8 protein-coding genes are annotated in these 8,198 nt (G+C 59.2%); 3 read left to right on the forward strand and 5 right to left on the reverse strand.

Features of this window, described 5'->3' with window-relative positions; translation table 11 throughout:
• The first annotated feature begins 56 nt into the window (after positions 1–56).
• The 3 genes from IBX59_RS12045 (at position 57) to IBX59_RS12055 (ending at position 3,120) form a co-directional block, all read left to right on the forward strand.
• Positions 57–2,165, forward strand: coding sequence for a YjbH domain-containing protein (locus tag IBX59_RS12045; RefSeq protein ID WP_296375846.1), 2,109 nt, complete (start codon positions 57–59; stop codon positions 2,163–2,165).
• Entirely contained in the window at positions 2,162–2,815 is a 654-nt protein-coding gene (locus IBX59_RS12050) for a YjbF family lipoprotein (protein WP_296375847.1), read from the forward strand. Before IBX59_RS12045 ends, IBX59_RS12050 begins: the two co-directional genes overlap by 4 nt.
• Before the next feature lie 104 nt (positions 2,816–2,919).
• Positions 2,920–3,120, forward strand: coding sequence for a hypothetical protein (locus IBX59_RS12055; protein ID WP_296375849.1), 201 nt, complete (start codon positions 2,920–2,922; stop codon positions 3,118–3,120).
• Positions 3,121–3,215: 95 nt separating this feature from the next.
• Here IBX59_RS12055 and holA read toward each other — a convergent pair whose 3' ends face one another.
• The 5 genes from holA to IBX59_RS12080 form a co-directional block, all read right to left on the reverse strand.
• Positions 3,216–4,238 (reverse strand): DNA polymerase III subunit delta, encoded by a 1,023-nt coding sequence (gene holA / locus IBX59_RS12060; protein ID WP_296375851.1) that lies wholly within the window; start codon positions 4,236–4,238, stop codon positions 3,216–3,218.
• Positions 4,235–4,720 (reverse strand): LPS assembly lipoprotein LptE, encoded by a 486-nt coding sequence (gene lptE / locus IBX59_RS12065; RefSeq protein ID WP_296375853.1) that lies wholly within the window; start codon positions 4,718–4,720, stop codon positions 4,235–4,237. The genes holA and lptE overlap by 4 nt, the downstream gene beginning before the upstream one ends.
• Positions 4,710–7,265, reverse strand: coding sequence for a leucine--tRNA ligase (gene leuS, locus IBX59_RS12070; RefSeq protein ID WP_296375855.1), 2,556 nt, complete (start codon positions 7,263–7,265; stop codon positions 4,710–4,712). Before leuS ends, lptE begins: the two co-directional genes overlap by 11 nt.
• A 73-nt stretch (positions 7,266–7,338) precedes the next feature.
• On the reverse strand, positions 7,339–7,731 hold the full coding sequence (locus IBX59_RS12075) for a DUF3576 domain-containing protein (protein WP_296375857.1): 393 nt from the start codon (positions 7,729–7,731) through the stop codon (positions 7,339–7,341).
• Positions 7,732–7,862: 131 nt separating this feature from the next.
• The coding region (locus tag IBX59_RS12080) for a porin (RefSeq protein ID WP_367119381.1) at positions 7,863–8,198 on the reverse strand (336 nt) is incomplete at its 5' end.

The following is an 8,198-nucleotide window of genomic DNA, read 5'->3' on the forward strand; positions in this document are numbered from 1 at the left end:
TCCAAAACAGGGATATTCGCGCTAGACCTGAAACCAGACAAGCAGGAGACTTGATAATGCGCAACGCCCTTTTCGGCCCGGCGATGGTGGTCATCATGACGGGTGGAACGGCGATGGCGCAGCCCGCCAATCCAACCTATTCGCTGAACGGTACTCCCGGCCTGCTGGAAATGCCAACAGCACAAAGCGCGGCGCAAGGCACCTTTGCCCTTACGGTCAGCTATGTCGAAGGCTTCGGCCGCACCACCTTGAATTTCCAAGTGACAGACCGGCTGTCACTTAGCCTGCGATATGGGTTCATCGACCTTTACGACGATCCGACTTCGCAAACCCTTGAGAGCGAGTTTGCGCGCGGTTTCGACCTGCGTTACCGTCTCAACGATGAAACCGCCTTTCTGCCATCGGTCGCCATCGGCTTGCAGGATTTCCTGACGCCGGGGCGGTTAGGGGCAGAATACGTGGTTGCGTCCAAAACAGTGGGGGACAATCTGACCGTCACTGCCGGGCTTGGATGGGGCGGGCTGGCCACGCGCAACGGGTTCACCAACCCGTTCAGCGGCCTTCAAACGCGCCCCGCCTTTGACGTGGCAGAACCCGAGGGCCAGCTTACCTCGGACCAGTGGTTTCACGGGGATGCCGCCCTTTTTGGCGGGTTGGAATACCAGATCAATGACAAATGGGGCGTCAAGGCAGAGTATTCATCCAGCGCCTATCCCGAAACGCCGTTCAAACCGGCGATAAAAACTGACAGCCCCTATAATCTGGGGCTGACATACCGCCCGGCAGAGGGTGTGCAACTGGGGCTGGGCTATCTTTACGGCAATAGTGTCGCCGTGTCGGGCAGCCTGTCTCTTAACGCCAATAACCGGCCTGGCATGTCCGGCCGCGAATCCGCACCAGCCCCCGTCAACGTGCGCCCGGCAAATGACAGGTCGTGGGATCAGGACGCCGCCCCACCGCACGCCCTGCGCAGCGCGCTGGCGACCCTGCTGGAACGCGAAGGCATTACCGTGACCCAACTGGCCATCAGCGGCGATACCGCGCGCCTGCGCTATATCAACACGCGCTATCGGTCGCAGGCGCAGGCGATGGGCCGCGCCGCTCGCATGATGACCCAGGTCATGCCCGCGGCGATCGAAGTGTTCACACTTGAGCCGGAAGCAGCAGGCATCCCCCTTTCGGCAACAACGATCCGGCGCAGCGACCTGGAACAGTTTGAAAACCGTCCCGGCGCAGCGGAAGTGGTGTATCAGCGGGCGGATTTCGGCGATGCAGACCTCGCGCCGGGTCTGACCGACCTGCCGGCAGGCACCCCCGCGTTCGCATGGGGGCTTGGCCCCTATTTCACGCTGATCCCGGCGGCCAGTGGCGGTTCTGTCACCGTTGATGCAGGGCTTAGCCTGCGCGGTGTTTACCGGTTGCAACCCAATCTGGTGCTGTCAGGGGCCATTGGCCAAAGCCTGATCAACGCCGCCAAGAAAGACCCTGTGCCCGACAGCACACCCGACATTCAAAACGTGCGCACCGATGCGGTGTATTATGGCGATGACGGTGTTCCGGTGCTGCAAAACCTGGCGCTAGCCTATTACGCGCGGCCGGGGCGCGACTTGTACGGGCGTGTGAGCGGTGGTTATCTGGAACCGATGTTTGGCGGGATTTCAGCAGAGCTGTTGTGGAAACCGGTGCAAAGCCGGCTGGGGCTGGGAATCGAGGTGAACTATGCCGCGCAACGCGATACCGATATGCTGTTCGGATTTGACGAATATGACTATGATACGGTGACAGGCCATGTGTCGGCCTATTACGACTTTGGTAACGGATATCACACACAATTGGATGTCGGGCGTTATCTGGCGGGCGACTGGGGGGCAACCCTGTCGCTTGACCGTGAATTTGACAATGGCGTGCGGGTCGGCGGCTATGTGACCCAGACAGATATGGCCTATACGGACTTTGGTGACGGATCTTACAACAAAGGTGTCAGAGTAACGATCCCGCAGGACTTTCTGACCGGCAAGGCGACGCAGTCGGCCTTTGCGACAACCCTGCAAACGCAGATCGGTGACGGCGGCGCACGACTGGCGGTGGACGGGCGCCTTTACGACCTTGTGCGCGATGCGCATACTGCGGATCTTTCGGATACATGGGGACGGTTCTGGCGATGAAAATAAATTCCTGGATCTGCGCAGCGGCCGCAATGGCCCTTGTCGCCTGCGGCCCATTGAACGAAGACACCGCTGCATCCCGTATCATGGGGCAGGCCACCGCCCGGATCATGGGCACCCCGCCCCCCGCGTCAACAGGGCTAGGGATCACACAAGAACAGGTGCTGGCCAACCCGGGCCAATTCATGCGGGTCAATATCCGTAATTTTGACCAATGGGACACAATGGCGCAAACGGGCCAGAACGGCAGGCGCGTGACTTGGGTCAACGGCAACAATATCAGCCTGACATTGCAGGATGGTATCATGGTCGCAACACGCGGTTTGCCGCGCGATTTGATGGGCGCAGAGACCGCCGAAACGCGCCAAGCGATCCGTGCAGGGGGCGGAATAGCCCAAAGAACGCATGAATACATCACCGATGTGGATGCAATTTCCAGCGAACTGTTGCAGTGCCGCATCGCTTCACAAGGGGCTGAAGCCATCGAAATGCTGCACGAAACCCATAATTCCGTCCGTTTTGAAGAGAAATGTGCAGGTGAGAAGCTCGAATTTACCAACGTTTATTGGGTAAACGCGCGCGGCACAATCATCCGCAGTTTGCAAGCGGTGTCACCCGATGCCGGCTATCTACAAATTGATGTCTTTTGACCAAGCGTGATATTACTTGGATTTTTTGTAGCAGACTGATTTAATATAACAATGTGGAACGCTTTTCGAAGCAGAAACCACCGTGCATTAATTGGAGTACTCACATGCGCCTTACAACTACTTTTGCCGCTGCAGCGATTGCTGTTTCCGGTGTTGCTGCCCATGCTGGCGGCCTGTCCCCTGAAGTTATGGAAGCCCCCGTTGTTGTCGTCGAAGAAGCGGCACCTGCTGGTTCGTCCATCAGCAGCACATACATCGTTCTGGGTGTGCTGGCTGCACTGCTGATCGCAGCTGCAAACAACTGATCGTTCGTGACGTAAGTCATACACGATATTTGACGATTCTATCACAAAAAGGCGGGCTGCAAGGCCCGCCTTTTTTGACTGCATCTTACAAACACCTAGCGCCGGGCCATCATTGCCAGCCGGATCAAGGTGCGTTCCATCAGGGCCGCCTGTGGGGTCGTATTCGCTGACCTTAGCGTCAAATCAACATCTGTCAGCGTGGTAAGCGCCTGTTCCAGCCGCATACGCCCCCATTGCCCCGCTTCACGCGCAATCTTGTCCCGGCGCGGACCGAAGACAGGGGGACGTAACCTTCCGACACCTGCCGTAGGGCCATCGGGGTCTGACGCGACAATATGCAGCCGCCGGAAATGCCGCATCGCCCCGATGCACAGCGCAACCGGCGTGACCCCTTGCGCATAAAGATCGCGCAACACCGGGCCAATCTGTTCGGCCCGCCCCTGCGACACAACAGCCAGCATATCGTCTACATCCACCTCGGCGGACTGGGGTGCATTTGCCATAACATCGGCCACGGTCAGTGCAGTGGCATCACCCCGTTTATAAAGACCTATTTTTTCCACAGTCTGCCGGAAATCACCCGGTTCCAGCGTTTGGGCCAGCGCCATCAGCGCATCAAGCACATCACGATCCGGCCGTGCGATACCCGCTTGGACCAGCGTCTGTTCAATGTCCACCAATGTTGGTGGATCGTCATAAATGCCGATGGCCACAGCATTACGGTGCAATTCAAACAGTTTGCGCAGGGCCGATTTGGCTGTCAACTGTCCGGCTGTGACCACGATCTGCGCATCCCCCGGTTTCCAGTCTGCCAGCGCGCCACTCAGGGTCGGTGCCATCCCGTCGCCCGCATCCTCGACAAAGGCAACACGGTGTCCGGGGAAAAACCCTTGGGCCTTGATCGCATCATCCAACAACGCTGGATCTTTGCGCAGGTCAGATGCGTTGATGCGGGTCAGGCGCATTTCTTCTTCGCCTTGCGGGCCAATCAGGGCGGCGATCGCCTCTTGCCGTTTGGCTGCAACACGCATCGGATCAGCCCCGAAAATCAACAGCCCCGTGTGCGCCTGATCAGGCTTGCCGAAATACCCCGCTGCGGCCGCACCTGTCAGCTTCACTGAGCCAGCCCCGCCGACAGGATCAATACGCGCCCCACGATCATATCCGCGAGCGCCACAGACAAGCGCGCTGTTGCATCTGTTGCGGCTGCCTGCGTGGCCACAGTCGATCCTGTGGCGGAATAGCTGGTGAACGTCTCAACAACACCAGCGCCAGCTTGAACACCATCGGCCATATCTGTCAGCACCCAGCTTGCCCTGCCGATCACGTTGAACCGCGTGGTATCCCCTGCCGGATTGATTGCCGCAGGGGTGCGCTGTTCACCCAGCGTTACCACCAGCCGGTAACGGGTTTCAGTTGGTAGGCCAAGCCGCTGTTCCAGCCTTTCACGCAGGCGGAACCCCGCAACACTGTCAGGTGTGGCAAAGTCGATCTGCCCACGCAACCCGCCACCATTCCCATAAACCGGCACAAAGCCGCAGCCCCCAAGGGCCAAAAGCCCCAGAATGGCAGCGCGGCGAAAGATGCGGTCAGATGACAATGTTCACAATCCGTCCAGGGACGACGATCAGTTTCTTGGGCGCGGCCCCGTCAAGGGCCTTTTGCACAACATCCAGCGCCATGACCAATTCTTCAACCGTTTCCTTGCTGGCATCCGCCGCAACGGCGATTTCCGTGCGCCGTTTACCGTTGATCTGGATCGGCAGAGTCACCATATCTTCGACTAGCATCGCAGGGTCCGCCACCGGCCAAGGCGCGTTGGCGATCAGGCCTGCGCCACCCAGCATCGTCCACATTTCTTCGGACAGATGCGGGGTCATCGGTGACATCAGCTGCGCCAGCACGCGGGCGGCCTGCCGTTTGGCGGCACCACCCGCTTTGGATTTCGCCAGGACGGTCGTAAAGGCGTAAAGCTTTGCGATTGCCGCGTTAAACCCGAATGTTTCGACCCCCATGGTCACATCGTGAACCGCGCGATGCATGGCGCGGATCAGGTCACTATCCCCTGTGCCGGATGTGTCATCCATGACAGCGATATCGCAGGCCACACGGAAAACGCGCGACAGGTGTTTATACGTCGCCTCGGCGCCCGATGCTGTCCATTCCACGTCGCGTTCGGGCGGGCTGTCGGACAGGACGAACCAGCGGGCGGTATCGGCGCCGTATTTTTCCAGAATGTCATCAGGATCGACGACGTTTTTCTTGGATTTCGACATCTTGGCAGAGGGGATGATTTCCACCGGCGTGCCATCGGCCAGTTTGCCATCGGTCACATCCTCGGGCAGGTGATAGACGGGGCGGCCCTTGGCGTCGCGGGTCTGGTAGATTTCATGCGTCACCATCCCTTGCGTGAACAACGCGTCAAACGGTTCGATCGCAGATGCTGGCAAATGCCCTGTCATATGCATCGCGCGGGCGAAAAAGCGGCTATAGAGAAGGTGCAGGATCGCGTGTTCGATGCCACCTATATATTGGTCTACGTTCATCCAATAGGATGCGTCATCCAGATTTGTCGGCGTGTTGGCGTGGGGCGCTGTAAAGCGTGCATAATACCATGACGAATCAACAAACGTATCCATCGTGTCGGTTTCGCGGCGGGCGGGTGCGCCGCAAGCGGGGCAGGCGCAGTCGCGCCACGTCGGGTGCCGGTCAAGCGGGTTTCCGGGCACGTCGAATGTCACATCATAGGGCAGTTCGATCGGCAGGTTTTCTTTCTTTTCGGGCACCACGCCACAGGCATCACAATGCACCACGGGAATCGGGCAACCCCAATACCGCTGGCGCGACAGGCCCCAGTCGCGCAGGCGATATTTGGTAACACCTTGGCCGATGCCGTTCGCCTCGCAGAACGCGATCGCGGCATCAATTGCGGCATCGCCGGTTTGGGCGGTGTCACCGGCAAATCCGCGGGTATAGGTCACAACTTCGGTCTTGGGCGGCACATAGGCATCGCCACCATCGTCGGGCCGCTTATGCGCGCTGTCATCGCGGGGCACAAAGGTGCTGATCACACAGAGCCCGTATTTGCGGGCGAAATCAAGGTCACGCTGGTCATGCGCGGGGCAGCCGAAAATCGCGCCGGTGCCGTAATCCATCAGGATGAAATTGGCGATGTAAACCGGCAGCTCTTGGCTGGTGTCCATCGGGTGACGCACGCGCAGGCCGGTGTCATAGCCCAGCTTTTCCGCCTTTTCTATCGCCTCGGCGGTGGTGCCACCCTTGCGGCATTGCGCACAAAACGCGGCCACGGCGGGGTCTTGCTGTTCCAGTTCCTTGGCGAGCGGGTGGTCGGGCGAAATCCCGATAAAGGACGCGCCAAGCAAGGTGTCGGGGCGTGTCGTGTAAACCTCGATCCGGTCATGACCGGCGGGGCCGTCGATCAGGCCAAAGGCAAATTGCAAACCTCGCGACCGGCCAATCCAGTTGGCCTGCATCAGTTTGACCTTGGCGGGCCAGTTATCCAGCGTGTCGATCGCGTCCAGCAGTTCGCCGGAATAATCGCTGATCTTGAAAAACCACTGCACCAGTTCGCGGCGTTCCACATCAGCGCCAGACCGCCATCCCTTGCCGTCGATCACCTGTTCATTGGCCAGCACGGTCATATCGACCGGGTCCCAGTTCACCACGGCCTTTTTGCGGTAAATCAGCCCCTTGGCCAGAAAATCAAGAAACAGCGCCTGTTGCTGGCCGTAATATTCCGGGTCGCAGGTGGCGAATTCGCGGGACCAGTCAATCGACAGGCCCAGCGGTTTCATCTGGGCGCGCATGTCGGCGATGTTTTGATAGGTCCAGTCCTTGGGGTGGCCACCCGATGCCATCGCGGCGTTTTCGGCGGGCATGCCGAAGGCATCCCAGCCCATCGGGTGCAGCACGGCATGGCCCGTCGCCAGCTTATACCGCGCGATGACGTCGCCCATGGTATAGTTGCGCACGTGGCCCATGTGGATGCGGCCCGACGGATAGGGGAACATTTCCAGCACATAGTATTTCGGCTTGTCGGCGCTGCGCACGGCCTTGAACGTGTTGGCATCTGTCCATGCCTTTTGCCATTTCTGTTCGATCTGCGACGGGGAATAGGTTGTCATGTCGGGTCTTTCCAAATGCGCACGCCGGGCGATATGGCCCGGCGCAATTCATAATCGGGCGCTGCGCGAATGGCTATAGCGCGCCGTCGGCTATCCGTAACTGGCGGGCGCGCGACAATATCGCATCTGTCACCGCGTCTTGTGTTTCGATGGCAACGGGGCCGCCGCGGGTTTGCAGGGCCACGCGCAACGATCGCGCGTCCAGCGCGGGGTCGGTGACCTGTATGTTGGCGCGATAGGCGGTGGTGCCGCCCGGAGGCACGCCGAATCCGGTGGAAATGACGCCGGTGAACGGGTCGGCGGTTTCAACGGGCAGAAAACCCAGAACATCCAGCGACGCCGCCCAAAGGTATCGGTTCACCGCCACGTTTTCCGCGCCGCGCGGCGTGGGGGCAGGGCCGCCACCACAGGCGGCCAATGTGCCAATCAAAACGGCCAGCAGGCCCAGGCGTTTGAAACCGTTCATCGCAATCACACCATTTCCCCCATATTCATGGCCAAATATGTAGCGAAGCGTGCGACAGGTCACAAGCCATTATACAAAAGCAAAGGGCGGCCCCAAAGGACCGCCCCCGCCATCAGATAATTCTGATTTGCTTAGAAAGAGAAGGTAACTGCGACAGTTGTGCCGACCTGATAGTCTGGGCCGCCAACTTCGTCGTCGTCGATCGCATCGCCGGTTTCTGCGTCAGCATATGACACCAGCAGTTCTGCACCGCCACCCAGGTCATAGGTTGCAGCAACATAGTAGTCTGTGCCGTCGAAACGAGCGTCATTCGAGTCAGACTGGTCATACATCCCAGCCAGCAGTGTCAGGCCGTTACCAACGTCGTAAGACGCATCAAGAGCAACTTTAATCACGCCTTGGTCGTCTTGATAGTCCAGCGCAGCTTTGATCGGGCCGTCTGCATAGGCAACTTTGATGCCCCAGTT

The organism is Yoonia sp., from assembly GCF_014859355.1.
Taxonomy (GTDB): domain Bacteria; phylum Pseudomonadota; class Alphaproteobacteria; order Rhodobacterales; family Rhodobacteraceae; genus Yoonia.

What these genes read in the sequence shown, in the direction of transcription:
- IBX59_RS12045 (WP_296375846.1), top strand. Translation starts at nt 57, where the DNA reads ATGCGCAACGCCCTTTTCGGCCCGGCGATGGTGGTCATCATGACGGGT.
- IBX59_RS12050 (WP_296375847.1), top strand. Translation starts at nt 2,162, where the DNA reads ATGAAAATAAATTCCTGGATCTGCGCAGCGGCCGCAATGGCCCTTGTC.
- IBX59_RS12055 (WP_296375849.1), top strand. Translation starts at nt 2,920, where the DNA reads ATGCGCCTTACAACTACTTTTGCCGCTGCAGCGATTGCTGTTTCCGGT.
- leuS (WP_296375855.1), bottom strand. Translation starts at nt 7,265, where the DNA reads ATGACAACCTATTCCCCGTCGCAGATCGAACAGAAATGGCAAAAGGCA.
- IBX59_RS12075 (WP_296375857.1), bottom strand. Translation starts at nt 7,731, where the DNA reads ATGAACGGTTTCAAACGCCTGGGCCTGCTGGCCGTTTTGATTGGCACA.